Source organism: Clostridium bowmanii (assembly GCF_018861315.1).
Lineage (GTDB): Bacteria > Bacillota > Clostridia > Clostridiales > Clostridiaceae > Clostridium_AD > Clostridium_AD bowmanii.
In genome coordinates, this window is sequence record NZ_JAHLDL010000004.1 from 112,252 (window position 1) to 138,817 (window position 26,566).

The 26,566-nt window shown below is 29.7% G+C and carries 21 protein-coding genes and 1 pseudogene; 12 read left to right on the forward strand and 10 right to left on the reverse strand.

Annotated features, from left to right (window positions below; translation table 11 throughout):
- Positions 1-8: 8 nt before the first annotated feature.
- The 9 genes from KPL51_RS04030 to KPL51_RS04070 all read left to right on the forward strand — a co-directional run bounded on the left by KPL51_RS04030 (position 9) and on the right by KPL51_RS04070 (position 16,181).
- On the forward strand, positions 9-2,399 hold the full coding sequence (locus KPL51_RS04030; RefSeq protein ID WP_216157722.1) for a phosphoadenosine phosphosulfate reductase domain-containing protein: 2,391 nt from the start codon (positions 9-11) through the stop codon (positions 2,397-2,399).
- 3 nt (positions 2,400-2,402) lie between these two features.
- Complete coding sequence (locus KPL51_RS04035) at positions 2,403-6,560, forward strand: hypothetical protein (RefSeq protein ID WP_216157725.1); 4,158 nt, start codon at positions 2,403-2,405, stop codon at positions 6,558-6,560.
- 12 nt (positions 6,561-6,572) lie between these two features.
- Positions 6,573-8,834, forward strand: a complete 2,262-nt coding sequence (pglZ, locus tag KPL51_RS04040) for a BREX-4 system phosphatase PglZ (RefSeq protein WP_216157728.1) — start codon at positions 6,573-6,575, stop codon at positions 8,832-8,834.
- A gap of 12 nt (positions 8,835-8,846) precedes the next feature.
- Positions 8,847-10,283, forward strand: a complete 1,437-nt coding sequence (brxL, locus tag KPL51_RS04045; RefSeq protein ID WP_216157731.1) for a BREX system Lon protease-like protein BrxL — start codon at positions 8,847-8,849, stop codon at positions 10,281-10,283.
- A complete protein-coding gene (locus KPL51_RS04050) occupies positions 10,283-10,486 on the forward strand; it encodes a hypothetical protein (protein WP_216157734.1) in 204 nt (67 codons plus the stop codon). Before brxL ends, KPL51_RS04050 begins: the two co-directional genes overlap by 1 nt.
- Positions 10,487-10,732: 246 nt before the next feature.
- Entirely contained in the window at positions 10,733-11,365 is a 633-nt protein-coding gene (locus KPL51_RS04055; RefSeq protein ID WP_216157737.1) for a recombinase family protein, read from the forward strand.
- 1,271 nt (positions 11,366-12,636) lie between these two features.
- On the forward strand, positions 12,637-13,608 hold the full coding sequence (locus KPL51_RS04060; RefSeq protein ID WP_216157740.1) for a hypothetical protein: 972 nt from the start codon (positions 12,637-12,639) through the stop codon (positions 13,606-13,608).
- Between the two features lie 473 nt (positions 13,609-14,081).
- Complete coding sequence (locus KPL51_RS04065; protein WP_216157743.1) at positions 14,082-15,092, forward strand: ComEC/Rec2 family competence protein; 1,011 nt, start codon at positions 14,082-14,084, stop codon at positions 15,090-15,092.
- Positions 15,093-15,260: 168 nt separating this feature from the next.
- Complete coding sequence (locus tag KPL51_RS04070; protein WP_216157745.1) at positions 15,261-16,181, forward strand: PIN domain-containing protein; 921 nt, start codon at positions 15,261-15,263, stop codon at positions 16,179-16,181.
- 369 nt (positions 16,182-16,550) lie between these two features.
- On the opposite strand, the pseudogene KPL51_RS24630 reads toward KPL51_RS04070, so the two are convergent.
- Positions 16,551-16,709, reverse strand: a pseudogene (locus KPL51_RS24630) (IS91 family transposase); the annotation flags it as partial.
- Between the two features lie 102 nt (positions 16,710-16,811).
- On the opposite strand from KPL51_RS24630, the gene KPL51_RS04075 reads away from it, so the two are divergent.
- Positions 16,812-17,603, forward strand: coding sequence for a hypothetical protein (locus KPL51_RS04075; RefSeq protein WP_216157747.1), 792 nt, complete (start codon positions 16,812-16,814; stop codon positions 17,601-17,603).
- A 446-nt stretch (positions 17,604-18,049) separates the two neighbouring features.
- Here KPL51_RS04075 and KPL51_RS04080 read toward each other — a convergent pair whose 3' ends face one another.
- The 6 genes from KPL51_RS04080 to KPL51_RS04105 form a co-directional block, all read right to left on the reverse strand.
- Positions 18,050-18,331: a hypothetical protein gene (locus KPL51_RS04080; protein ID WP_216157750.1), complete on the reverse strand. Its 282-nt coding sequence runs from the start codon at positions 18,329-18,331 to the stop codon at positions 18,050-18,052.
- Positions 18,332-18,717: 386 nt separating this feature from the next.
- Positions 18,718-19,695, reverse strand: coding sequence for an SH3 domain-containing protein (locus tag KPL51_RS04085; RefSeq protein WP_216157753.1), 978 nt, complete (start codon positions 19,693-19,695; stop codon positions 18,718-18,720).
- A 380-nt stretch (positions 19,696-20,075) separates the two neighbouring features.
- A complete protein-coding gene (locus KPL51_RS04090) occupies positions 20,076-21,407 on the reverse strand; it encodes a ComEC/Rec2 family competence protein (protein ID WP_224853709.1) in 1,332 nt (443 codons plus the stop codon).
- A gap of 168 nt (positions 21,408-21,575) precedes the next feature.
- On the reverse strand, positions 21,576-22,055 hold the full coding sequence (locus KPL51_RS04095) for a hypothetical protein (RefSeq protein ID WP_216157757.1): 480 nt from the start codon (positions 22,053-22,055) through the stop codon (positions 21,576-21,578).
- Positions 22,056-22,075: 20 nt separating this feature from the next.
- Positions 22,076-22,378 (reverse strand): Ada metal-binding domain-containing protein, encoded by a 303-nt coding sequence (locus tag KPL51_RS04100; protein WP_216157760.1) that lies wholly within the window; start codon positions 22,376-22,378, stop codon positions 22,076-22,078.
- A 43-nt stretch (positions 22,379-22,421) separates the two neighbouring features.
- Positions 22,422-22,718: a hypothetical protein gene (locus KPL51_RS04105; protein ID WP_216157763.1), complete on the reverse strand. Its 297-nt coding sequence runs from the start codon at positions 22,716-22,718 to the stop codon at positions 22,422-22,424.
- Positions 22,719-23,125: 407 nt separating this feature from the next.
- Here KPL51_RS04105 and KPL51_RS04110 point away from each other — a divergent pair, with 407 nt between their 5' ends.
- Both KPL51_RS04110 and KPL51_RS04115 read left to right on the forward strand, forming a co-directional pair.
- A complete protein-coding gene (locus tag KPL51_RS04110) occupies positions 23,126-23,449 on the forward strand; it encodes a hypothetical protein (RefSeq protein ID WP_216157766.1) in 324 nt (107 codons plus the stop codon).
- Between the two features lie 92 nt (positions 23,450-23,541).
- Positions 23,542-23,763, forward strand: coding sequence for a hypothetical protein (locus KPL51_RS04115; RefSeq protein WP_216157769.1), 222 nt, complete (start codon positions 23,542-23,544; stop codon positions 23,761-23,763).
- Between the two features lie 620 nt (positions 23,764-24,383).
- Here KPL51_RS04115 and KPL51_RS04120 read toward each other — a convergent pair.
- The 3 genes from KPL51_RS04120 to ku are packed head-to-tail and all read right to left on the reverse strand — an operon-like array spanning position 24,384 to position 26,407.
- Positions 24,384-24,638 carry a hypothetical protein gene (locus KPL51_RS04120; protein WP_216157772.1) on the reverse strand — a complete coding sequence of 85 codons (255 nt, stop codon included), beginning with the start codon at positions 24,636-24,638 and terminating at the stop codon, positions 24,384-24,386.
- A 12-nt stretch (positions 24,639-24,650) separates the two neighbouring features.
- Positions 24,651-25,583 (reverse strand): ATP-dependent DNA ligase, encoded by a 933-nt coding sequence (locus KPL51_RS04125; protein ID WP_312888378.1) that lies wholly within the window; start codon positions 25,581-25,583, stop codon positions 24,651-24,653.
- A gap of 5 nt (positions 25,584-25,588) precedes the next feature.
- Positions 25,589-26,407: a non-homologous end joining protein Ku gene (ku, locus tag KPL51_RS04130; protein ID WP_216157776.1), complete on the reverse strand. Its 819-nt coding sequence runs from the start codon at positions 26,405-26,407 to the stop codon at positions 25,589-25,591.
- Positions 26,408-26,566: the final 159 nt, after the last annotated feature.

Here is a 26,566-nt window from a genome sequence, read left to right on the forward strand (position 1 = left end):
GTAAGAATATGTATAATTATGACTGGGATAGCACTACTGGGGGCTATATATTAAATACAACTGCATCAAAGTTTAGCAAAGAACCCAGACCAGTATATTATAAAGAACTTGATATACTGGGCTTTGATGCGTTCTGGGACTACGAGAAAGATGATAGCCTGCCATATATGTGGGCAGAATCAAGTTATTATTATTATAGAGGAAAAATGGTAGCAAAGACTATCGGCGGAGGTTTATATACAGCTCCAAAACTCGAAGTATATGAAGAGAACTTAAAGCTTAGATTTGTAGATGTGGATGCAATGGTTGAGAAAAATATAGTAATCATGGATGCTTTGGTTAATGACACAATAAAAAAAGTGTATAATGCTTACATTTCATATAAGAGCAAAATAGATGTTTTCTATGTTGCTTTTAGCGGGGGTAAGGACTCCATTGTTCTTCTTGATGTAGTACAAAAGGCATTGCCACATAATGAATTCGTAGTTGTGTTTGGTGACACAGATATGGAATGCGAAGATACATATAAAGTTAGAGATGAAATAGAAAGGTTTACTAATTATGAAGATATAAAGTTTTATACGGCTAAATCCCACTTAAAATCAACGGAATCTTGGAATATATTTGGTCCTCCGGCACATAGGTTGAGATGGTGTTGTACTGTGCATAAAACTACCCCTCAAATAAATCTGCTTAGAAAGATTTTGAGGAAACCAAATTTTAGGGGCATGGCTTTTACTGGAATAAGAAAAGATGAGAGTCCTGTTAGAAGTGAATACGACACGATAAATGTTGGTAAAAAACATGAAGGACAGTATTCAATGAATGCTATTGATGCTTGGAGTACGGCTGAACTATATTTATATATTTATAAAGAAAATTTAATGATAAATGAAGCATATAAAAAAGGAAATAGTAGAGTAGGATGCATTGTTTGTCCGATGTCGTCTGGAAAACATGAATTTATAAAAGGAGTAAACTATCCTGGGCAGGTAAGTTCCTTTATGGAAATAATTAAAAATAAAAGCAATAGAAAATTTGATAATCAACAAAAGGAAAATGATTTTTTTTATAGTGGTGGTTGGAAAATGAGAAATAACGGTAGAGACATAGAACACAATATGGATGTTTATGAGGAAATAATAAGTGATAATACAATTAGAATAAACATTCAAGAAAATACAGAGTGGAAAATTTGGATGAAGACAATAGGAGTTCTTATTCAAATCGATAAAGATAGATATTCTATATTAGCAAATGGTAAAGAGTATATTTTTTCAGTAACTACAAGTTTGAATAAGCTAAATATTGAGCTGAATTGTAAATCTAAAACGAAAGAAGAGATACTATTTGTTTCAGCATTTAAAATAGTATTTAAAAAAACAGTATATTGCGTAAAATGTGGAGTGTGCGAAGCAAATTGCATAATGGGTTATATTAATATGGAGAATGGATTATATATTGATGATAAATGTTTAAAATGTAGAAAATGCCATAATATTGACAGTGGTTGTTTGGTTTATAATTCACTAAAAGATTTAAAAGGGGTTGGAAGAAAAATGAGTTTAGATTGTTATGCAAGTTTTGGGGTAGAAAAAGAATGGGTAATTAAGTATTTAAAATATCAAGAGGATTTTTGGAAATCTAAAGACAATGATTTAGGTTCTGTTAAAATTACGGCACTAAAGAGGTTTCTGAAAGATGCAATGATTAAACCTGAAAGGGGTAATAATAAAAATGGAGCAGAGAAATCTGATATTATGAATAAAACAATTTGTAAATTAGGTTTAAATAGTACATCATCTTGGGCTCTGATATTATGTAATTTAGTATATACTCCTCAGTTCAATTGGTTTACAAAAGAATTATCCTTAAATGAAAGATATCTTTCTGAACAAATAAAAGCAATGATTAGCGATAACTACAGTAAAGGCTCAAAGAATAATATTGCATCATCATTGAAAAATATTCTTACAAAGACACCACTAGGAAGAGATATTACTAAGAAACCATTAGAAGGAGACATTGAGGTTGCAGCAATATGCGAAACAAGAAAAATTGGGGGTAAAGATTCATTAGTATCTATTACCCGTACTTCATGGAAAAATCCTGATTCAAAAGTTGTGCTATATGGGTTATATAAATTTGCAGAAATTTGTGGTGATTACTATCAGTTTTCACTAAGCAGATTGATGAATTATGATATTGACAGTGAAGGCATAAGTCCAACACTTATTTTTGGTATTGATGAAGAAACTATAACAAAAATACTTAGTGGCTTGGCGGTGAATCATCCTGAATTTATAACTGTGGGTTTCACTCACGATTTGGATAATATAAACTTGAACAGCGAAAAAACATCATCAGATGTATTGAGACTATTTATTGAGGGGTGCTAAGAGATGGAAGTTAAAAATGCTTATAAGAATTATTTTGATATCGATGAAAATTACTTTCCATCGGTTAGTGATGAATTATTAGCTGGTGGGTTTGTCGACTGGAACAGTTTTTACCCACATGCAACTTTTATTGAATTACTTAAGAATACAGCAAGCATATTAAGACGACAGCAAAAGCTTTCAATATGGGTTGAGGGAGCATATGGTACGGGTAAATCCCATGCTGTACTAACTCTAAAGCATATACTTGATGCTCCTGAGACTGAAGTGGAGAAATACTTTGTAGAACATAATCTGGAAATGGACTTGTTTAACATCATTCAAGGTGCAAAAGCTCAGGGGAAGATTCTAACTATACATCGTGTCGGATCATCAGGTATTAAAGGTGATAATAGTTTAATTATGGCAATACAAGAAAGCATAAAAGAAGAGCTTTTAAAAAAAGATATTGAGTATAAATGTGAAGAATCACTTAAAGATGCAATTATCAAAAAGCTTGGAGATCCTGTGTTTGCAAGGTTCTTTAATGATCTAATAGTATCAAGATATAAACTAGAATTTGGAGCTGATAATGCAGAGAGCATTATTCATAAGCTATCTACATACAGCGAAAATGATGTGGCTGATTTAATTCGAAAGATATTTATGGTTGCAGAGAAAGAGGATATTTCTGCAATTAAGCTAGATACGAAGGACCTGGGTAAATGGATAAATGATATTATTGAGAGGAATAAACTTAAATCAATTATATTTATTTGGGATGAATTTACTGAATATTTTACCCAGAATAAAAACTCTATTACTGGGTTTCAAACACTTGCAGAATTAAGTGCGACTATACCTTTTCATTTCATTATCGTAACACACAAAAGTGGTGGTCTATTTAACGATAAGGACAATGATAGAAAAATAGTAGATAGATTCATTACTTGTAATATTACTCTGCCTGAAAATATGGCATTTAAACTTATGGGCAATGCAATGAAGAAAAAGGAAATAGCTAAAAATGATTGGAAAAACATTGCTGATGATTTATATGAGGGGGTGCCATCTTCTAGTAACATGGTAATTAAATCAGCTAAAATTGATGAAGATGATTTGAAAGGAATTCTACCTATTCATCCATACACAGCAATTATTCTAAAGCACTTATCTTCAATGTTTGGATCTAATCAGAGAAGTATGTTCGACTTTATCAAAAATAGAAAAGACGACGAAACAGATAGGAGTTTCCAATGGTTTATAGAAAATTATGGGCCAGATTCTGATCCTAATTTATTAACAATAGATATGCTTTGGGAGTACTTCTATGAAAATGGTAAAGTCAATTTGGAGTCGGCTATAAAAAATTTGCTTTCTGTATTTGAAATGGGTGGTAACAATGACCAGTTAAATGATGATCGAAAAAGAGTACTTAAAACAGTTTTGCTTTTACAAGGTATTTCAGAAAAAACTGGTGATAAGGTAGGTCTCTTTAGACCAATTGCTAAAAATATAGGTAATGCTTATGAAGGTACTGATATAGGAAGTTTGAATGCTGTGCAAATTGCAGAGCGCCTTGTAAAAGAAGGAAGGCTGTTTAAACAGCAAATTGGTAATAATGAGTATCAATTTGTAGCAATGCGATCAGGAAGTAATGAAGTTGATGTAAGTAAGAAAATTGAAAAGTTAAGGGAGACAAAGAAATTAAAAGATATTATTGAAAATTATAATGTTGCAGAATTTATGGGTTTTAATGGAGCATTAAAACTTAGATTTGAGACCAACCTTGCTACTATTGAAAATATAAGTCAAATATCAGGGAAAATAAGAAATAAGTATTATCAAAACACAATACCAGTGGTTATTGTGTTTGCTAAAGATGATACGGAGAGTGCTGCAGTTATCGGAAGGATTAGGGAACTTGTAAAATCTAACGAGCAAGAGATAATTTTTATAGATAATTCCTTGTGTGATTTGACAGATGAAAAATTTGAAGAGTATATAAAGAACGTTGCAGAATGTGATTATTGGATGGGTCCTGATAAGGGTCAAGCAAAGAAATATGATGAAATGGCAAAAGAAGTTATTGAAAGATGGAAAGAAAGCTTACTCACTGCGGAAATAAGAGTAATTACTAAAAACCAAGAGCAAAAGGCATTTGGTGTAACAGAAGTTTTTAATAAATTGAGAGAAATAAATACTGAAAGATTTCCGGATTGTATTGAAAACTTTAGTGTCGTGGGAACAATGTTTGATGCCAATGCATTTAAGTCAGGTTCGATTTGCGGGATAACACAAACAGTGAAGTTTCAGTATCGTTCTTCTAACGAAGCTACAAAACTTGAAAATGTCCTTAAGGGAGTGTGGCTTGTAGATGATTATGTCAATAAAAACAAGCATCATCTAATTTCAAGAATAAAAAACAATTTAGAAGGCTTTATGGCTGACTCATTTGACAAGAAAGGGAAAGTATCGATTAAATCAATATATGACCATTTTAAAATTACACCTTGGGGATTTTTGCCTTGCAATTTAACTGCATTTATTTTAGGCTTTTTACTTAAAGAGTATGCAAATGATACTTATAGTTGGAGTAATGAACAAGTAAGCGAAGTTATGTCGGTGGATAAGATGGCAGAGATGATTGATGAAATAATAAAACTGCAGACCACACCAAGTAACAGATATCTTGATAAATATATAGTAAAAATGTCAAGTGAGGAAAAAGCATTTTTAAAGGGTACAGCCACTATTTTTAAGATAAGTGAAAGTGCATGTGCGACAATAGATAAAACGAGGAACGAAATACGTGCAAAGATTAAAACCTTAGGTTTTCCTCTTTGGGCGATAGGATTACAATTGGATGTATTGCAACCAATTGGCTATGTTGATATGAAAGAAATAGTGGAGTCTTATTGTGATTTTACCAATAACGGGAAATCTGGGAAAAGAGACGTAGATATAGTGACTTATATTGGTAAAACATTTACACAAAATGATCAGATTGTTATTTATTTGAAAGAACTTGTAACCTTTGAAAACTGCAGAATGGGAATGGTTCTGTACCTTGACAAGTATAACAGTGGAGAGCTAAAGGAACTCGCAGATAAGATTAATGATGGGGGATACTATATTAACGCATTGAAAAGTAAAATGAATGATGCATCTTCATGGCTCTGGCATGTTGATACAATAAATGCAGAGATAGATAAACTCATATTAGAATACAAGATTGTTGATATTAGTAATAAATATATAACAAGGACTACGAGTTATAAAGAGATGGTCGATGCTTGGGTTGATAAGATGCAGTTTTTTAAGTTGCCTTTTGATGGTGTTAAAAATGATTTAGGAAACCTAAAAGAACTTTTTGAGTGCTTATATGAAATTAAAATCAGCGGAGATATTAGTGACTTTAACAAACTTAAGTTTCTTTGTTCACTTCAAAATTACGGTGATGATTTTGCTGTCTTTTTTAATAATCAAGTAACTTTGTTTAAGAAAAAATGTGAATTTGAACTTTTCAATTTATCTGATGAAGCTATTGCAAAGATATTTAATGAGATTTCATTGGGTTCATTTACTAAATCTAACTCTGAATATAAAACTTCAGCTGGTAAGATTATAGATCATTATAATAAAAGTTTGAAAATAAATGAATTACACAAACTATGGATTTCTAAAACTGGAAGCTCTTCCCCAATTGAATGGTCTAAAAAGAATAGAACTCCAATTTTATGTCTTGCGGATAAAGATTTTGAAATAGTTAAGAGAACTTTTGATACTTTGAATAGGAAAGCATCAACTGATGCAGAAATTAAGTCAGCATTAGAATATCTAAATTCATCAGATATTTTTGAACGACTAAACGACGAAAAATTGAGGAATGAAGCATTCAAAAATAAAATTCTTGGTGAGAATGTAATCTTGATTAGTGATATAGAACAAGCAAAAAATATACTTAGTGAGCGAATGATGTGTGAGGAATATGAATGGTATCCAAATCCAAGAGCCATTGAATTTTTAAATCAATATGCAGAAAAACTGTATTTAACAACAGAATTTGAAAAAGCACTTACTAAGATTGAGGCGATGGATGATGCAACTCTAAAGAATTATTTAAAGATATTAGTTCGTGAAAACGTTAAAGTGGGAATGGAAATAATGAAAGATAAATAGGGGGGGATAAGCATGATAGTGAAATCTGCAAGTGAAGCAATCTTAAAAATTAGACAACATATGTCTAGTGAGGTATGTCTCAAAATGATGTTGATTGTGAACGTAAATAATCAACATGATTATATGATAATAAAAAATAGCATTGCAGATGAAATTACATGTATAAAATTATCTAGATATGCTACTTCAAAAGATGGAATGCCTGATGTCGAAAATTGTATTTCAGACATCAGAACAGCCACACAAAACAGTTTAGTGCTGGGATTAAGCCAACATTGGAAACTATTGGGAGAGAATACACTTAGCATGGGTATAAGTAATATTTTATCTATAAGGGGGTCAAAGGCTAAGATAATAGTTTTGTGCTATAAACTGGAACATAAATTGAAGCAGTATCTTTGTGAAGACAAAAGACTTGATTCATCAATATGTTTAACTAGAGGTGTTAATGATGAACTTAGCAAATTGTATTTTGTTCAGAATGATATAAGTTTTTTAAAAAAGGGAAATCTAGTTTATGGATATGCTAGCTATTTAGATAGATTTGAAAATTTTTGTGAAAGCAATTTAATAGTATCCTCGTCATTGTACAAAAGTGATTTTGCAAAATCACTTTTTGATGTAAAAGCAATAGAAGGTGGATTTGATTTATTAGGATCAATTTGTGAACTGCCATCTCACTTAATTATATCCATGGGGAATGATGATTATTGGACAAAGTTATGTGATGATATAGGACAAGTTAATATTTATAATTATCTTGAAAATGAATTTGGTGATTTGAATAATTTGCATAATATGTTTTATCTATGGGGTGAATGGAATGATTATCAAAAATGGAAGTTTTATATTGGACTACAGATAGGTACAATTAAAAACACCTATTTATCATATGTAATTGAAAATTCACCTAACTATGAGAATTTTTCCGAAAATATTTTCTCTAAATTACTAGATTTAGATATCGAAAATAAAGATTACAGATCTATGTATGATCAACGCAAACAGATTTTGAGATATATAGTTGATTTAGATGCCATTAATAATTTTGTTAAAAAAGTTAAGATTAAAGGAAATAAAAAAATATTTTACTTAACAGATTTGACTTCTGTTGAAAGGGAAGAAATAATTGAGTGGTTGTCAAATCAGAGTGTTATAGATGATAACATTAAAAAGATCATTTATATAGTTTATGAAGATTTAAGCGCTTATATGAAGTTCTTTGATTTGAAAAATGAGGGCTTAAATAACTATTTTAGTATATATAAACTCCAGAAAATTAATAATAAAATCTATGATGGGTTTATTGATATTGTAAATACATATGCAAAAACTAGGGAGTATAACAAGCTGATCCCTACCCGTAATGAGGTTTTTGAAAAAATAGACAAAACTGATTCCACAATATTCTTTGTCGATGCTTTAGGTGTAGAATTTTTAGGATTTATTAGTGTTTGGTCTAAAAAGATAGGCTTGAATATTGATGTTACAATAGCAAAGGCAAACATTCCAACAACAACGTATAATAACAAAGGATTTTTGGATGAATATAAAAACATTCTTGTTGATATTCCAGATTTAGATAAACTTAAGCACAGTGGCGAAAGTACTTTTAATTATCAAAAAACAAAGTTACCGATTCATATACCTGTTGAACTAGAACTTATAAAAGATATTCTGACAAAAATCAAGTCTGAATTATCAAGAAAGGCTAAGGTTATTCTTGTATCTGATCATGGAGCAAGTAGGCTAGTAGTTATCAATAATAAGAAAATAAGTTTTAATGTTGAATCTAATGGAACAAAGGGTGGACGTTGTTGCAAATTTGTTGAAGGAATGCAAATACCAGAATTTGCTACAATTGAAAATGGGCAACTTACACTCGCAAATTATGAAAGATTTAGTTGTTATGCAAGGGTTGAAACGCATGGCGGAGCTACCTTAGAAGAACTTATTGTTCCAATAATTATACTAACAAATTCAAATGATAAGGTTTCAGTTACACTGATAGAGAATGTTATCGAGTCAAGCTTTAGAAATAAAGCTGAGCTCAAGGTATTTGTTACCCAAAAGAGTGATAGTATACGTATACGAATTAACAATAAAGATTATCATTCCACCAAATTTGATGGCGACTTTTTTATTGTACCTATTCATGACATTACTAAAATTGGAAAGTATTTAGGAGAAGTTTATATAGGTGACAACTATGTTGATAATATCTTTTTTTCTATTAAAAAATCAGAAACTAAGGAACGTGATTTAGGAATATAAGGGGTGAATACAGTGGATAATGATCTTCGAGAATATTTTGATGACATGATAGTTTATAAAAATTTAAGAAAAAGCAATTTTTTCTCAGCACTTAGTTTACCATCATTTTTAAGGGATTGGCTACTAAAACGTTTTGCAGATGATAATGGAGAATTTAATATAGAAGAATTGAGTGAATACATAAAACGGGTTATTCCTAAAAAAGATGATTGGATTAGTATAAAAGATAGAATTATTATTGACCAAGAAAAGGTTAAATTTTTAGCTAAGGTAAGTGTGGATATTGATATAAAAACTTCTATAGTTTCTTTTTCGTTGCCTGATTTTGGGTTAACAAAAAAACAAACAATTATTGAGCAGCATGTCTGGGATAGTTGTAAAGAAGAATTAATCGGTGGTAAAGAAACGTGGGGTATAGTCGAGTTAGGATATCGTCCGTATGAAAGCAATATTGAACCTGGGAAAATAAAATTGACAGACTTTCAAACCTTTTGTCCATATCAGATTGATATTGAATATTATAAGGATGTTAGGAAGAACTTTACAACGAAGGAATGGATAGATGTTTTACTCGGTGCAATAGATTATAATGCAGATGGGTATGAAAGGGAAATAGAAAAAATAACAATGCTTACACGATTATTGCCTTTTATTGAGAAAAGACTGAATCTAATTGAGCTTGCACCAAAAGGAACAGGAAAATCTTATATTTTTGGAAGAGTAAGTAAGTATGGTTGGCTTTCTTCAGGGGGGGTAATGTCTAGAGCTAAGATGTTTTATGACCAGACAAAAAAAGAACAAGGCTTAGTTTGTGGGAACGATTTTGTAGCTCTTGATGAAGTCCAGACAATATCATTTACAAATGTTGATGAAATGAGAGCGGCACTCAAGGGATACATGGAAACAGGAGTATTTACTGTAGGAAGTTACGAAGGTACAGCTGATTCAGGTGTGGTTTTATTAGGAAATATTAAAGAAGAAAATATGAGCGAATATGATAACATGTTGGGTGAACTCCCAAAAATCTTTCAGGAGAGTGCTCTAATTGATAGATTTCATGGATTTATAAAAGGGTGGGACATACCCAGAATGCATGATGATCTAAAAGTGAATGGCTGGGCATTGAATTCGGAGTATTTTTCAGAAATTATGCATTTGCTTAGAGACGATATTAGCTACCGAGCAATAGTCGATGAGCTTGTTATTGTTCCGCCAAAAGCAGACACTAGAGATACTGAAGCTGTGAAGCGAATATGTACTGCATATGTAAAATTACTATTTCCTAATATTAGAAATACGTCTGAAGTTGACTTGGGTGAGTTTAAAAAGTATTGCCTAAGACCTTCTATTACAATGAGAAGTATAATAAAGAATCAACTTGGGATTTTGGACATTGAATTTAGAGGTAAAAATATGCCTCGTTTTGAAATAAAGGGGTTAAATATATAATGAAAACTCAATTAAAAAAATGTTTTGCATGTAATTCAATTATTGTGAAAGATATAGTGGCCTTGAATAAAAAGGTACTTGGACGAAATATTGAGAAGTTTTTTTGCCTTGCCTGTTTGGCTGATTATTTAGAAATAACTCCTGATGAATTGTTGGAAAGTATACAACAATTTAAAGAACAAGGATGTAGCTTGTTTAAATGATTAATGCTTTTTAAAAATCTAATTTATTCATGTTTATTTGTTGGTTGTCAAACTTTCGATTATACAATGTAAGTATCAAAATGTATACAATTCGATACACTATTAGCATTACCATACATCAACACATTTGAAGTGTCATAATGTATGTATATAACATTTAATACGTATCACTAAAAAGTGCTTACATTAAGGAACATATATGATACAATATACTTAGTTAATTATTTAAAGAGAGGTATTAATGATATGAGAGTATATGGTTATCATAGAACATCCACACAAGAACAACATTTAGATAGAGGTATAAATGCAATTAAAGAATACTGTATTATAAACAACATGGAACTAGAATACACATTTACCGACCAAGCTACAGGAAAGAATTTTGATAGACCAGATTATATTCAACTTAAGAAACAAGCTAAGAAAAATGATATTATAATTATAAGTGAAGTTGATAGATTGGGTAGAAATAAACAAAGCACATTAGATGAATTAAGATACTTTAAGGATAATGGCATAAGAATTATGATATTAGAGCTTCCTACTACATTAGTTAATTATAGTATTATGAAAAATGATATGGCTGAAATGATGATGGAAACAATTAATAATATGCTAATAGAAATGTATGCATCATTTGCACACGCTGAAATGATGAAAAGACAAAAGAGACAAACAGAAGGTATTCAAGCCATGAAGGATAGAGGGGAATGGGATAATTACGGTAGACCAACTACAATTAAGATAAACGATAACTTCAAGATTATATATAAACAATGGAAAGATGGAGAAATAACAGCAGTTAAATCAATGGAATTGAACAATATGTCTAAAGCTACATTCTATAGGAAGGTTAAAGAGTATGAAGGTAGATAGGGTATAGTCAAGTTGTGCCTTTTATATTCTTAAAATACATGTTATTTGATGTGCTAATTACAATAATAAACAGGAACGAAACAGTTATAAATTTAGAAAGTATCCCTTGGGTACTTTTTTATTTTGAATTTTACTACAGTTTAGAAAATTCAACATTAGTTGCATAGTCATTATATGTAGAATTAGATTTGATAATATTTATATGACTGCCATTAGCAAATCTAATGAAGTCACCTGCTTTCAATTTTAAATCTGTAAGCAATGCTTCATTAACACCATTTTAAAATATATTGAAACTAATGCGATGACGAAGAGAAAACTATTAAAATTGCATCTGACAAGTTGGATGGTACAAATAATATGGCAAGAGAGGTTACTATTATAAACGAAAGCGAACTGTACAATGAAGTATTATTTATACTAAAAGAAATAAAGTAAGATATGCAATCGCAAAAGGACTTTAAAAGATGAATTACTGTAATACCTGATATAAGGGCCGGTGGTATGTTTGTATCAGGAGTACTTAGTAATTTAATGTAAATAAATAGAAGATGCGTTATAACAAGATAATAGTTTTGCTGTAATTTTTAAATTCAAGAAAATAGTGTACTAATTAAAACAAATAAAGTATATAACAAAAAATTTACATGTCAATACTTCTAAATAGAGGTGGTGGACAGGTTTTTTATAGAACAGTTACAAAAATCAAAAAATAGGATTATATAGAAGAAGTTAATTGCGATATATATTAAATGTAACATATATTATATTTACATTATATTTAGTTAACATAGGTATGTTCTCAGAAATGAATGTTGTTATGCTAAAGACCTAAAAACTGATAAGTTAAGGCATAGTTAATGAAGCTCTGGGGTAATCTCAGAGCTTCATTTTTACCTAATTTTACAAATATTGCAGGAATAGATAGATTTATGTTGAATTAATATGTTTAAGTACGCAATAGAATGTACTATAAGCAAGAAAATAATATACTGCTGATAATGTCTATAATGCACAGTTGAGATTGTTTATGAAAAAAAATTATTACTTAAGGTAAAAAATTATTATGAAGTAATTTTTAGGAGGAATATAATAATGAGATTAGTGGATATACTTGATCACCCCGATATACAGTTGCCAATAATAAAACAAAATACAAATGAGTATTTTCCAAGTTATGTTTCAGATATTTTGAGTTTGAAAATCAATTAATAAATTTTGATATAAACCCCAATATTGTTGGGACGATATCAAATTTTAGAGAACATATTTTGCTAGCTCTTGAAAGCTACTTTTCAGGTGACCAGAGTACTGCATATAATTCGTTTAAGGAAGCAATGTTAGTGATTGATCCTGAGTTAAAGAATTTAGTTTTAGAATTTGAGGAAACTGAATTTTTCAGGGCAAGAGTAAATAATGAAAGTGCTGAAGATTTTAGTAAAGAGCAAATGTTTCATATTCCATTTCAGCTAAGAACTAAAGTTACAACACAAAGGTATAGTTTTCCAGGGCTACCTTGCTTGTATTTAGGTGCATCACCTTATGTATGCTGGTTGGAAATGAATAGACCATCATATGATAGTCTTAATGTTGCAAGGATAGAGAAAGTTAGTAATAAAAATATTAAAGTTCTTGATTTAAATCGCACACCAACAAGTATAAAAGCTGAATATACAAATAACTCCAATGATGAATTTATCATTAATTATTTAAAAATATGGCCACTAATTGCTGTTTGTTCAATTTGTGTTTTCGACGAAGTTGGTTCTTTTAAACCAGAATATATTATACCTCAAATGCTTCTTCAGTGGTTAATAACAGAGGACAACACAAGTAGGATGTCATACAATGTACGTGGTATAAAATATTTTTCAGTAAAGTCTAATAGTGAAGGGAGAACTACTAATCAATTAAGATTGAATTATCCTAGAATGTATACTAATTATGTATTTCCTATTAAAAAAAGTAAAAGATCAGGGTTATGTTCAGATCTGCAAAATTTATTTAATATATCAAGTTCAATTTCTGGACGGACATTACAATTAGTTATTCCTCAACGTGGTATTGGCTTGTTTACTGGAACTAAGCAGCCAGAAGAAAATATGGACTTGGAAAAAATAGTTCTACATGATGGTAGGACAACTTTATATTCTCAATCAGCTTTTTATTGGTTTGAAAAAGTTCTTAGAGAACCATCTCAAATCACAGTGATGGATGGAGATGTCTTTCTTAAATATACATAAAGTTGCAAGCTATCTATTTATCATAAACCGTGGAAAGCTATAGCTGAAAATTAGGTTAATAATAGGAAGTTGATATAGTTACATAATGAACCTAAATATGGAAAATTTAAATATAGAGGCAATGCTATGCTATAGTATTACGTCTATTTCTATGTGACTAAAACAAATAAAGGATAAAAGAACTAAATGTAATCATTTTTTTACTCTTTAGGAAATTATAATGCAGTTAAAGCTAAGGATAATTTTTAAAAGTAGCAAAACACACAGTCTTCAAGGCAGATTTTAATATGGATAAATAATGGCAAGTTTAGTGATATAGGTATCATTAGTAAGAACAAGGTAACAGTTAAAGAAATAATAAAAGATAAATACATTAAATTTAGATATTTTTATATAGAGTATAAAATAGGAAATATTCAAATGAATAGTGTATACTATAATTGAAATATAGAAAAGTTAGAGGAAGTGATAATATGTCTTTAAAGGAAATAATTGCTTATAATGTAGGTTATGGAGATTGTATATTATTACATTTTGAAAATGAATCACATATTAATGAAAAATATTACCTACTAGTGGATTTTGGTATTCGAAAAAATACTTCGAATCAACAGATTTCCAGTATATTAACATCCCACAGGGAAAGTAAAAATGGTGATAAACAAGATTTGATAGAAATAGTTGGGAATCAAATAGCCAGAATTGTAAATGGCAGTAATATGGATATTCTTGTAACTCATTTTCATGAAGATCATTATAATGGAATTAATAGAGCAAGCGCTTTTGAAAATCTAAATATTAAAAAAATATTTGTATCAAGGAAAGATATACCAAATGACTTGATACAATTTATTAATTTTCGAAAGATTACTATAGATTACTTGGAGAAAAAAGATGATTACACAATTTATCAATATCCTAATGGACAATGTGAAAAAATAAATATTCTTTGGCCAAATAAAGTTTTTGATAAGTTATCAAACAAACAAAATTTTTTGGATATACAATTTCCAAATTGGCATCAAATTAATGAAGTTCCTCCATCACCTGGTCTGATTGGTGAACATGATACATGCTTAGTGTTCGAAGTGAAAGGGATAAACGATAAATGGTGTCTTTTTGCTGGGGATGCTAGTGATAAGTTTAATGCTTATATAACTAATTCAATCCTAGTCGATGAGCCCGGATCTTGCTGTGAGTTATTTCCCTTATTATCAAGCAAATATCTCTTTATTAAAGCTCCACATCATGGAACAGAAAGCTGGCCACTAAAGGCAGCGGCGAGTAATTGTGAAGTCCTAATTACGATGGCTGATACTGGCGATAAATCTACAATATCTCCTGAATATTTTAGTAATACATCTATTACTAAAATATATATGATGAATTGTATGAATTGTAATGGAAAAGGAATTAATGGAGCCTGTTCCAAATGCACAGTATCACCTAACCAAGTAAACTTGAGCCAAATAATTAATTTATAAAGCGATTCTTATGTAGGAAGCCTTAGATTTGACCTTAATGAACTTCCTATTATGATTATTACCAGATATGGTTTGCTGAGTTGCAAACACCCATTATCAATATAACATACAGAATTCCCTATAATTTAGAGTTGAAGGAATGACATCTTTTACAATAGGAGGTATATAATGTCGAAAATATTTATAGATACCAATATTTTTCTTGATTTTTATCGAGCTAATAAGGAAACATTAAAAGTTCTAGATGAATTAAAAAAATATGCAAAGCATATAGTTTTTCCTCTGCAAGTATATGGTGAATATAATAGAAATAGGGTTGAGGAACTAGAGAAAATTTTACTTAATTTAAAAAGAATTATGAAAGTTGGATCATACTCAACTTCAATAATAAACGATTTGGATGAATTTAAAGAGTTACAAAAAACAAAAAGATTATATGAAGATAACTTAAAAGCACTTATAGGTAAAGTACAGGAAATGATAGACGACCCAAGTAAAGATTTAATATTTAATAAAGTAAAAGATATATTTGAATCAGATGGAATTATGATAATTAGTGCAGATAACAGCATTATTGAAAAGGCAAAGATTAGACAGTTATTAGGCAATCCACCTGGAAGTAATAAATTTTGTATTGGCGATGAAGTGATATGGGAATGTATATTATTTGGTGTCAAAAGTGATCTTGTTATAATTTCTAGAGATTCTACATATTCCCAAAATGCTTATATTATTAATGAGGAATATAAACAAGTTACAGGTAGAAAGATATTGAAAATTACAGAAAGCATAACAGATGCATTAAAATCAATTGGTGAGCAACCAAATGAGGAGATTGTTAAAATAGAAAAAGAACAAATGGATGCAAGTAAAGTTAATACTATGGGTTCTAAATTATGCGTACCGGATTACTGGAATATCAAGAAAATTGATGGGAATATCGCATTCGTTACTGATGGAAAAAGAGCGGGTTATACAAGTTCTCAACAAAATCCAGATATATCTTTTATGTGTCCATACTGTGGTAATTATGGTCCATGGAATGGAGTTATGTGCCTATCATGTGGGCAAAGATCGGAGCCAGACTAAAAAGCTATATCTCTTATAGATAATAGATGTGTTGCTAACTTTTTAAAAAAACACTAGGAAAACATTAAAACTAACTTCCCATTATTCTTAGCGAATTATACGAAGTTAGGCGCGAAAAAAACTCAAACCCTAGATAAGAGTCTGAGTCTAGTAAAAATATAGAAGTATGCCTAACTTAGGATAATTAAAATAGAACGAAACCGCGGGGCTATAATTAGAATCTATGGGGATTCAATAACCGACCTTTCCCACATTTGATTGATACGATGAAGGAATATTTAAATTCGTAGTGAAAAACATATAAAAATTATATTAGTTATAGTAATATAGGCATAGTTTCCCCTTCCCCATAATCTGATTGTTTTAATACTATGCAGTTTGTAAAGTGGTATGGGGGGATTTAGGAAATAAAGTACAGCGGTTAAGTTTGTTGGAACCGCAGTTTGGGCACTTGGAAAAATCTCTTCCAGTAATCTTTTGGATTAACTGGAGTGTTGATATTTTCTCTTCAAGTAAAATAGGTGTATGTGGATAACTTCTTGAACACCTTGTTATTTTTTGATATTATTATATGAGAGAATAATAAATATTGTATAATATGTATGATAATATAAATACAAAGGAGTTAAAATGACTGAGCTAATAAAAGTAACAAAAATAATGAAGACAACACCAATTCCCATCAGTTCAAAAATATTCACTAAAAAAGATTTGAAAAGAATCAGTAAGATATTTATAGATGAACATAAAAAATGCTGTGATAATGATAACCAAAGGGCAGTTCTTAACTTTAGTTGGACATTAGAAGATGGTAGTTTATTACAGACTGAATCAACAGAAATATTAGAAGAAAATAATGAAACTTTAGATAATGAAAAAACTACAAGATTACGTTTCTCTTTTTATGACCTTAAGGAAAATAGAGATATAACCCTCTCACTTATACAAGCGAGATTTAATGCAAGCGAAATACTAATAAGTAGTGATAATAAAGAATGGTCTTGCTCTATTATTCACTCATTTCATGAAGCTTTAAAATATGTAAAAACACAGAATAACTTCTTTTATAAATACAAATCATCAATTTCTAATATTTTACTTGTAATCAATTCCATTATTAGCTTTTTAATAACTGCCTATTTAGGTATATTAAAGCCTAATGTCCCATTCTATTTGTCTATAATAACACTTTTTACAGTAACCTATTTAGGATATTTATTCATTGTAAAACCAATAAACAACTTATTGTTGTACAAGTTGTGGTCATCTATAGAATTTGATTTTGGACCTGAAGATAAGAAAGTAGAAAAATGTAAAAGAAAAAAAACATTATGGTGGTTAAAATGGATTGGAGGTACATTAATCGGAGGCTCAATCATTGGGGCAATAGGTTCACTTATAGCATGGAAACTAACAAAATAATTTAAATTCAATTAATATGACAATATTTAGTAGTGCTAATACACTATTGTGGTCATCTTCATTGGGTAAATAGGCTCACTTGTTACTATTATGAAATTCTTTAGTATGAAGATACAGTTTGCAGCTAGTAAACCTATATCCTACGAATATATTTCTCACCATGAGAAATCAATTTTAAGCCACTTTTCCTATGTTCTTCATGCAATTGTACCTAAATTGATTTTCAGATTAATTTCATGAGCTTACAAAGTAATTTAATGCCTAAATGTATACTTCTTTTAAAGATAGATAAGTGAATATAATTTTCAAAATTGTCTATAATTTAAATATCCTTTTATTATTTTTCATAGTGAACTGTGAACTAAAGAAAACCATACTGTACTGGATTCCTCCGGTGCAGTATTTTTATTTCTATTTTTTATAATTTACAATCTATTTGTTACTTATCAAGGTTTACAAATTTTGCAAGCAGTGTATCCTTGACTTACTGCGCTGCTTTTCTTAATTGCAATACTACTCTTTTTTAAATATCGACAACCTTTCTTGTGGTATTTCCCCCCTGTATTTGTAATGTATACAGTGTAGCTCTTAGTAGCTTTTGTTGAATAAGAAGACTTGTAGTTTGTTGTATTTACGGTTGCGTTAACCTCTGAAGTTTGTAACCCTGTACCAATTAAGACAAATAATGCAGTTAAAAATGATATGAGTTTAATCTTAAAACCTTTCATTATCCTCACCCCCCCCAATAATTTTAATACACCTAGTAACTTCAACGTAAACCTTATATTTCCTTATCTTCAAAAAAATAAAACTCTGGTCTCCCAGAGCTCCTAACTATTAGTTAAATCTATTATAGATAATCTAAGTTCTAAATCTTAAATAAAATCCACCTACAAGTAGCCAACTCATATAGCTTATCTCATTGAGTAATGTATTGTTATTTTTATTGTTTTCTAAATCAAAAGTTTGAACTAATGTAGAGTCCTTCTCATATCCACAATTCTTAAACTCTCTCTATTTTATTAACAACACTAGTTACTTGTTCTTTTTTAGACATTCCAAACATTAATAATTCCCCCCTTATATTTAAACTCTCTCTAAAAAAATTCTCCTACTAATCTTCTTCTCCAACTCTATTATTATTGTTATACTGTACTATAAAATTTAATCCACTTCCTACCACATTATGTCTTACTGTACAATGATCCACAGAATCCATGCATGTACTTCTATTTGCTCTCTCAAATGCACTAAGTCCATCAATACCATTAGCATCCTTTATAGCTCCACTAAACACACTATCATAATCTATAGAAAAATTCTCATCTCTTGCTAATATAGAAGCTTTTATTTTATCTATTAATCCATAATAAGAATCATTAGGATAACCGTCTCCACCTTCTTGATGTGCTACTTTAAGTCTTAACGCTTCTGTTTTATCTATTACATTCCAATACAAATATGGTCCACTTACCATTGCTCTTGCTGATACAATATCTGTTAAATCTAACTCTTCTATCAACTGTTTTGAAATCGTTTCTGTACCTTGTTGAGTTAAAAATATTTCATTTGGTGTATTTATGTTACGATATTGAACAACAAAATCTACACAACCGTCCTTGAAATAAGGTCTAATCTTTTCCTTCATTGCTTCAAACGATGTGTCTATGTGTATAGGTTTAGGTGCCGTAAGTCCACCCAGCTTTCCCTCATAAGGCTGATATTTTGCACGTACCTGTGCATCAGTAAGAACTATCTTAACTACAGGTTTTGGTCCTATTTTAATATATTGAACACTTACATAAGCAGGTTTATTTAAATAGGTTATTTTATAAAAACTGCCTATCTTTCCTGCAATAACTACATTAGTTCCTTTATTCAGTTTACCAACTATTTTAGATGAAATACTTGCTGTACTTCTTAAAACTAAGTTTGCTATGGTTGTTTTTCCATATTGTATCTTATAAGCTGTAGCCAATACATTTATATTTTTAGTTTGTCCTACACTAATTTGATTGTCTCTAATAAATGGCATACCTACAACCATTCCTGCCAATACTAAACAAGTAACTTTATTTCTCAACTTATTCATTGATAAATCCCCCTTTAATTTTAAACTAATAATAAATCATAGCTAACCCTTTGTTTCGGTAGCTTAACAGTTCCTTGATTTTACTTATTCAACTACCCAAAGAATCTAAATAATTTTAACAATCTTAAGTTCTATGTATAATCAAATCATATAAGTGACTTAAGTTTACTTCTACATATTCTGAAATCGTATAAATAGTAAGTATATTCTTTCATAATTCTTTCTCGGTTTCATAATATTATTACCAATATTTTTCTTTTAATATATTATTAGTAATTCAAATAAATAAATCCTCCCTATATTACTCCATATAACTTACTATAATATAAATAAGTCTCATTATATTGTTATACTAAGTCTCATCCGCAAATCATTAAGTATTATTGCGGTGGACTACATTTAGAGCATGGGCTATAACCACCACTTTTAGCTTCTTCTAATGTAATTTGCCTAGCATTATCTGGGTTCATTCGACCACAATTATTTATTGAATGATATTTAGTTCCTGTGGCAGATAACCACACCATTACACTACTATTTGTTTGCTTAGGTTTTACACTTGGTTTAGGAGTTGGCTTTACAACCGTTTTAGGCACAACGACGACTACACTTTTACTAACTACTGTTGCTTCATTTTTAACAGCAACTTTTTCTTCAAATCCATTATAACTAGCAGGCTTTACATTAAAACTAATATCTTCACCATTTGATGTAGCAATTACAGTACCATTTTCATCTGTTCTATATACTTCTATATTTTTAGCCTTAAGTCTATCCATTACTAACTGTGTTGGGTGTCCATAACTATTCCCTTTTCCTACACTTATTACTGCATACTTTGGATTAACTGCATCTAAGAATTCTTGTGTTGTTGATGTATCACTTCCGTGATGACCTATTTTTATTACATCTGCTGAAATATCTAATTGTTTAGCAAGTATTTGCCCTTCTGATATGTCTTCAGCATCTCCCATAAATATAAAACTTTTATTTCCAAACTTGAGTTTAGTAATTATAGAATAATTATTATCATTACCGTATGTTAACGCATTAGGTGCTATTATTGTACATTCTGAATTTCCTATTTTAAATATTTCTCCTACTTTCGGTACAGATATTTTCATATTTTTAGCCTTAATTGCTAATATTACATCTTTGAATGTATCAGTTGTTGACACTGCTTTAGGCATATAAATTTTACCTATATCAAATGTTTTAATTACAGTGTCAAGTCCACCTATGTGGTCTTCATCTGTGTGAGTCCCTATTAGTACGTCAATCTTTTTAACACCTTGTTTATTTAGATAATCCACTACTAATTTATCATCAGCATTATTTCCCGCATCTATAAGCATGTTTTGAGTGCCTTGTTGAACCAATATTGAATCGGCTTGACCAACATCAATATAATGTACTTTTAGCTCTCCTAATGCTAATGTGGCTTCTTTTTTAACTGTAGTAGGTTTCGCTACCACTGGAAGTATAGCTGCTTTCTTTTCTTCAACTTTTGAAGCTACTTGTTTATTTGTAGTATTTACCGTTTTATCATTCCCACCATCTAAAAAAGCAAAAGTACAAAACATTATAAATGTTAAGGGTAAAGCAACATACAATTTTTTATTTCGTAGCTTCGGTCTAAAAATAGATTTAATACTCATTCCTGTAAATACTAAAAATGCCAATACAGAGATAATTCCTAAAAACATAAACATTTCGAAACATCCTTTCATTATCTTCCTTGATTATTTATATTAATTTACTTTCTAAAACTATAATGATTTTATAGTATGTAATATATAATTGGTCTTGCTAGTAATGCTAAAGAGTCTAATACTATTCCCATACCTAATATATTGCTATTAAAATCCATTCATATTATCTTATAGTCCCATTTCAATCATTATATCTGATATTTTACCTTGTATATCCAATAATTGTTCATCTGAACCATTCATCTGACTTTTAATATCTTCTAATTGTTCACTTAAGTTATCGAAATTAAGTTTTAATGATGCCTTCCCTGTATCCTCTGTATCATCCTTTATTTCTAACTCTTCTTTATGAAAAACAAAGTTCCCATATTTTTTATAATAAACATTTTCATCCTCTCTAATCAAACTTTCTTGTGGTAATTTTACATTATAGCTATAATTATTTTTTAATTTAAAACATCTAACAGTATGGTCATTGCGACACTCTACAACAACAGAAGGTGTTGTACCAACATTAGTTATTTTTAGAATTGTATAAATTTTATCTTCAATTAATTTATTTTTATTGTAATTTAATAAAAACACTAGAACTATTAAAATAGAAGTAATAAATCCAATACTTATTATAATTATTTTCTTACTCTTCACAATATTTCTCCCCTCTTACATTATGGCTTACATACCTTACATGGTTGATATCCTTTGCTATCAGCATCTTCCTTGCTTGTAAATTCAACTAAATTACTTGATTTAATCTTTTCAGCCCATGTGCAAGATGGTAAATGATATTTGTCCGACTTCGAAGACCCAACATATATATAAGATGTTGATGTATTAGTGGTGTTTGTTGTTGAAGTTGATGGTATTGATGTAGAATTATCATTATTTGTACTACCACAAGCAATTAAACCAATAGATATAATAGCTAAAATAAACAATATTAATAATTTAGATTTAATAATCTTTTTCATTGTACGCCTTCCCCTTTATATATAGATTAATTTAAACTCAATATTATTTGTTCAAGAAATTAAATGGTTTTACTTTCTCATTTAAATATTGTAATTCAACTTCTTTTTTATCAATATTATATTGGAGAGTACTTGCCCTATCCTTGTCTATTATTTTTGCATCAATCATTTCAAGATGTTCTTGTTTTAATGTATTCTCAAGCACTTCAATCTTGTTATAGTCACTACTATAACTAATTCTATTGATACCTATATATATTGGCATCATCAGTATTAATGTAAGTATCAGTGCCAATAATATTTTTAAATAATTATCTATTGTTATTGTTATCTTTCTCATTGCGTCCCTCCTATATCTTATATATATTCCATATTCTACATATTCTAATTAAATCCTTCCATTAACTTATAAATATTACACATTGACTTTTTGACATAACAAAATAATAATATTTTCGCTTATACTCTAATATAATTATTTTTAATACACATAATAAGCACCTATAAATACTAAAATAGGTGCTTTACAATATATATTATAATTCCTTTAAAAGTTGTTAAAACATTAGATAAACGTTAGCTGTGTATTTATAACAATGATTAGCATGATATGATGCTGGCATATTAAACTTCAACTGAACATTACTATTTTTTAAAACTTATAACTTTATGAAGCTTATCAATTTATAAAGGAATTTATTTTTTAATATAGAATATGTATTATATAAATTTAAATGGAGGTATATTATGGATATAAGCAATTTAGATATTATTAATTTTAATAAAATAAGCCCGAAGATAGAAAACTACTTTAATATTGATTTAAAAGTAAAAACCTCTTTAAAATACTTAAAGGATAGGGACGTTTTCTTTTGGGATTGCATTAATTCATTATATCTAATTAGTGATTTAGCTTCTGATTCCACAAAAGATTCACTACAATCCCCTATTACCATTCTACGCAATAAATATATAAACTGTGTTGTTTCTAGTTATAATCTACTATGCGCTAATATGCAAAGTGAATTTGTACTTTATATAGACAAAGTTATGAGATTATATGGCTACTAAACTATTTCAAGAAAAATTCAAGTGAAATTGTACCATGGTTAACTGGCAAAAAAAATAAAGACTTTATTCCTGTAAGCAAAACACGATACGCAATGGACCATAATCAAGATTCAGGTACATTATATTCAATGCTAAGTGGCTATACGCATCTTAAAACAAAATCAATTTCACAGAGTGATTTAGGTGGACTTTTCTTACCTGAATTTACTGATGAAGCCTTTTTAAAGCTTGTTATATCTATAATTGACATGACAAACGTGTTATACGAAATTATATCTATGCCATTCCTCGTTAAATATAGAGATTTTTGCTGAAGAAGGAGTAGCTACTAGCGAATTTGAAAAAAAGCTTAAAATATCTTTAAAAATGAATGAATTTATTAATACAAATATAGTTATTTTGTCATATCAACAAAATCCTGAAATGATTTTACAATCTTTGAAAGAATATGGAAATACAGAATATATAGAGTTTTTAAAAAATGTTGTTCCGAACTAAATCTCTTTCCTTTCTTGTTATATTTAAGTTCATTTTTCTTCAAAAATATTAAAGACCTGAAGCTATATTTATTAGCCTCAGGTCTAAAAATATTATGATACATTTGACATTCTACATCTTTATGCTTTATTTATTTTCAGTCTAATCTTTAAATTCTTTTTATTCAGCACATCCAAAGGATTTCATGCCTTTCATTGCAACTAGAACCTCATTTGGGTTTGCAAACTTTTGCTCATTAATATAATCTCTTAAAATATTCTTAGAAATTTCCGACATAAAAATACTCCTTACAATTTTGGGATAAATAGCTCATCTCAATTATTGCCAAGAAAGAGTACTTCTTATTCTGTTTACACAAAATTATTTACAGGCTCCAGTTTTCATAAGATGCTTATTAACCCAAGAACCAAAGAGCCAATTGGCTCTTTGGTGGGGGTTATTTATCGTAAAAATCATATTCACCATCAAATTCAATTTTTTCAGTATGACAACTAGGGTACTCGTTTATATCTTCTATTTGATTTTCCAAATTAGTAATCTTATCCGCCATATTTACGTTGATGTTGATATTATTAGCAAGCTTATCTTTTAAATAATCAATTTCGTTTGTTTGACTATCTATAAGAGCTAGCATTTCTGAAAGTCCATATATAGCATCATTCGAAAACTCTTTAGCTTCTTTCTTATCCATAATAGCCACTCCTTATAATTTTACGATACATTCCTTAGGGGCTTTATCATTTCTCAAACCTTTGAATATTGGTTGTCGCAAACCACCGCTAGCTGTTTTCATCATAAATTTTACCACACATACAAGACTAAGCTCTATCCACGCAGCAGTATCATTTCCTGTAGGTAAATCATTAAAAGGATGGGAATTTAATTTAGGGGTTGATTCAATTACTTGAAAATCTTCTGATGATATTCCCATAGTAACATGTCCTTTGTATATTAGTTGATTACCCGAATATTGTCCAAGGACAATGCTAATTACACCTTTTCCTTTAAGGATATATCCACATACCACAAAATCATCATCCAATAAATATTTAATTTTTATCCAGTCTTTAGTTTTCTTGTCCTGATAATATTTACTATCCTTTTGTTTAGCAACTATTCCTTCTAGATCATTTTGTTTAGCGAGTTGATAAAATTGTATTCCCTGTTCCTCTATATATCTAGAAATAGCAATACGTTCATTTTCTTTAATAACCTTTTCAAGTAACTTTTTACGTTGCATTAATGGTAAATCCATAACTTGATGATCGTCATAGTAGAGAATATCAAAGGCCGTGAAAGTGGCTGGAAGTTTAGCTGCAGCAAGTTGAATTTTAAATGTATTTGCCAATACAGACCTCCTTTGAATCTCAAAAAAATCTGGTTTTCCATCCTTAATGACTATTAATTCACCATCTAAAATACAACGTTTTTTAACTTGTTTATGTATATTGGACAGTTCTGGAACCTTAGAAATCATTTTAACATCTCGTTTGTTACGTATATCTGTCGAATCATTATTAAGATAAGCAATACATCTGTGACCGTCTAATTTTAGCTCATAGATATAACTAGGGCTATCAAATGCGTCTTGCATTTCACCGATTAACATTGGCTTAATTCCTTTAATATCGAACATATCCATTATGCGCCTTTTGGAACTTTACGTTTTGTCTTAGACTTTGGTGTCTTAGGTATTTCTTTAGCTTTATTTTGTTCAATGCTAGCCTTTAATGCATCCATAAGGTTAATAATATTATCTGGAGTTTCAGATTTAGAAGCAACAATTTCTTTACCAGCTATTTTTGTTTCAAGTAGTTCACGCAGCTTTATCTGGTATTCATCCTTGTATGTTGCTGGCTCAAAAGGAGTTATCATAGAGTTAACTAGAGCTTTTGCCATCGTAAGTTCAGCATCTACTATAGCTGGTTTATTATAAGATTTTACAACATCTTTTATTTCGTCTTCGTAATACATAGTAGAAATTAATATCCCGTCTTCACGTGGAATTATAGCAAGTAAAGTCTCTTTTGTTCCCATAACAGTTTTACCTATTGCAATTTTTTGTTCGGACATAAGTGCAGCACGTAGAAGCTCAAATGCTTTATCTCCACCAGCTTCAGGAGTAGCCTGATATGTTTTATCATAATAAATAGGTGATATTTGATTTAGTTGTGCAAAGTGCAGTATTTGTATAGATCTTTCTTTTTCAGTTTTAATTTTATCTAAGTCCTCATCTGTTACGACAACATAATGATTTTTATCATATTCATATCCTTTAATAATATCTTTTGTTGTAATTTCCTGTCCGCAATGACTACAAGATTTTTTGTATTTTATTCTCGAATTATCTTCCTTGTGTAGTTGATTAAAATGTATGTCGTTATCTTGAGTAGCGGTATACATTGATATTGGAATAGCAACAAGACCAAATGATATTACCGTTTTATGAGCTACAGCCATTTAAAAACACCTCACTTTTTTAGTTAGTATAACCATAGTGTCACCTTTTTAATATTAATCATTTAATTGTTGTTAAATTTATGAAAGTGCTAAAATAATGTCCTAATTTGGCAAATGAAAATACTTCTAAAAATTAAGAAAGTAGTATATAATAAATAC

What these genes read in the sequence shown, in the direction of transcription:
- KPL51_RS04085 (WP_216157753.1), bottom strand. Translation starts at nt 19,695, where the DNA reads ATGAATAAGTTGAGAAATAAAGTTACTTGTTTAGTATTGGCAGGAATG.
- KPL51_RS04125 (WP_312888378.1), bottom strand. Translation starts at nt 25,583, where the DNA reads ATGTTCGATATTAAAGGAATTAAGCCAATGTTAATCGGTGAAATGCAA.
- KPL51_RS04055 (WP_216157737.1), top strand. Translation starts at nt 10,733, where the DNA reads ATGAGAGTATATGGTTATCATAGAACATCCACACAAGAACAACATTTA.
- KPL51_RS04120 (WP_216157772.1), bottom strand. Translation starts at nt 24,638, where the DNA reads ATGGATAAGAAAGAAGCTAAAGAGTTTTCGAATGATGCTATATATGGA.
- pglZ (WP_216157728.1), top strand. Translation starts at nt 6,573, where the DNA reads ATGATAGTGAAATCTGCAAGTGAAGCAATCTTAAAAATTAGACAACAT.
- KPL51_RS04115 (WP_216157769.1), top strand. Translation starts at nt 23,542, where the DNA reads ATGGACCATAATCAAGATTCAGGTACATTATATTCAATGCTAAGTGGC.
- KPL51_RS04050 (WP_216157734.1), top strand. Translation starts at nt 10,283, where the DNA reads ATGAAAACTCAATTAAAAAAATGTTTTGCATGTAATTCAATTATTGTG.
- KPL51_RS04035 (WP_216157725.1), top strand. Translation starts at nt 2,403, where the DNA reads ATGGAAGTTAAAAATGCTTATAAGAATTATTTTGATATCGATGAAAAT.
- KPL51_RS04065 (WP_216157743.1), top strand. Translation starts at nt 14,082, where the DNA reads ATGTCTTTAAAGGAAATAATTGCTTATAATGTAGGTTATGGAGATTGT.
- KPL51_RS04030 (WP_216157722.1), top strand. Translation starts at nt 9, where the DNA reads ATGTATAATTATGACTGGGATAGCACTACTGGGGGCTATATATTAAAT.
- KPL51_RS04090 (WP_224853709.1), bottom strand. Translation starts at nt 21,407, where the DNA reads ATGTTTATGTTTTTAGGAATTATCTCTGTATTGGCATTTTTAGTATTT.
- KPL51_RS04110 (WP_216157766.1), top strand. Translation starts at nt 23,126, where the DNA reads ATGGATATAAGCAATTTAGATATTATTAATTTTAATAAAATAAGCCCG.
- KPL51_RS04100 (WP_216157760.1), bottom strand. Translation starts at nt 22,378, where the DNA reads ATGAAAAAGATTATTAAATCTAAATTATTAATATTGTTTATTTTAGCT.
- KPL51_RS04070 (WP_216157745.1), top strand. Translation starts at nt 15,261, where the DNA reads ATGTCGAAAATATTTATAGATACCAATATTTTTCTTGATTTTTATCGA.
- KPL51_RS04105 (WP_216157763.1), bottom strand. Translation starts at nt 22,718, where the DNA reads ATGAGAAAGATAACAATAACAATAGATAATTATTTAAAAATATTATTG.
- KPL51_RS04080 (WP_216157750.1), bottom strand. Translation starts at nt 18,331, where the DNA reads ATGAAAGGTTTTAAGATTAAACTCATATCATTTTTAACTGCATTATTT.
- KPL51_RS04075 (WP_216157747.1), top strand. Translation starts at nt 16,812, where the DNA reads ATGACTGAGCTAATAAAAGTAACAAAAATAATGAAGACAACACCAATT.
- ku (WP_216157776.1), bottom strand. Translation starts at nt 26,407, where the DNA reads ATGGCTGTAGCTCATAAAACGGTAATATCATTTGGTCTTGTTGCTATT.